A 1118-nucleotide genomic window follows, 5' to 3' on the forward strand; every position below is an offset into this window, starting at 1 on the left:
GGCCCTGTCTCACATTCGGTGGTGACGGAGCGTGCTGTTATCCGAGGAGGATGCGGTGCCGGAGCAGGGTGAAGCCTGCTCGTCCGTGCATCTGGCGTGCGATCCGTTTGGTCTTGGTGTTGACGCCCTCAGCGGGGCCGTTGCTGTACGGAAGCGTGAGCCCGGCGATCACGGCGTCGATGTCCCGGTCCAGGCCCCGGGTGAAGGCGTGTAGGTGGGGGAGGTCGGCTGTTCGGACGTGGGCGATCCAGTGCGTGAGCGCATCGGCGTTGTCGGTGTGTGGGGTAAGGAGCGGGGCGAAGTCTCTGACGAATGAGGCCAGTTGGGTCATCTCGGGGCAGGCGGCGGTGAGCTTGGCCAGGAGCCCGTGCTGCTCGGGCTTGAGGTTGTCGGGTCTGGTCAGCAGCATCCGGGCGAGCCGGCGCGGCGAGATATGGGTGCGGTCGGCGTCCGCGCGGCCTTGGTTGATGTACGTGTGCAGAAGGTTCAGGCAGCCCGTGAAACCGAGCGTCTTGATCTCTTCGAAGAGGTGCTGGACGGGGACGCCGGGGTCTTCACTTCGGCGTTTGCGCAGGTGCTCACGGTAGGGATCGACCAGGCCGGCACGGTACTTGGGGACGCGGAGCATGCGCTCGGGCCGGTCGGCTCGGGCGTAGCGTTTGACGGTGTTCAGGGCCAGTTGCAGGCGGCGGGCGCATTCGAGCAGGCCCACGCCCTTCTCGAGCAGGCCATGAACCTGATGCCAGCGTTCGAGGGTGGTCTGGGCGCGGGGCCCGTCGTAGATCGGCGCGTCCAGCACGGTGGCCCAGCAGGCACTGTGTGCCTTCACCTCGCTCAGGGCGGCTTCGCACAGGTTCTTCCATAAATGCCAGCGATCACCGACTTGAACCGCGTCAGGCAGAGCGCGGCGGATGGCCTCGGCGTATGTGGTTGAGCCGTCGCGGCACACGACCTCGATGCCCGGATGCTCGCGCAGCCATGCTTCCAGCGTGCCGGCCGTGCGGTCGGGCAGTACGTCGATCCGCTCATGGGTTTCGGCGTCGATCACCACGGTGGCGTAGCGGTGGCGCCGGCGCAGGGCGAAGTCGTCGACGCCGATCACGCGGGGCATCCGCCCG

At 67.4% G+C, this 1118-nt stretch carries 1 protein-coding gene; it reads right to left on the bottom strand.

What is annotated here, in order from left to right; genetic code table 11:
- Positions 1-37: 37 nt before the first annotated feature.
- On the bottom strand, positions 38-1118 hold a 1081-nt coding region (locus AB0N17_RS46840), incomplete at its 5' end, for an ISL3 family transposase (protein ID WP_366017749.1).

Source organism: Streptomyces sp. NPDC051133 (genome assembly GCF_040682635.1).
Classification (GTDB): Bacteria; Actinomycetota; Actinomycetes; order Streptomycetales; family Streptomycetaceae; genus Streptomyces.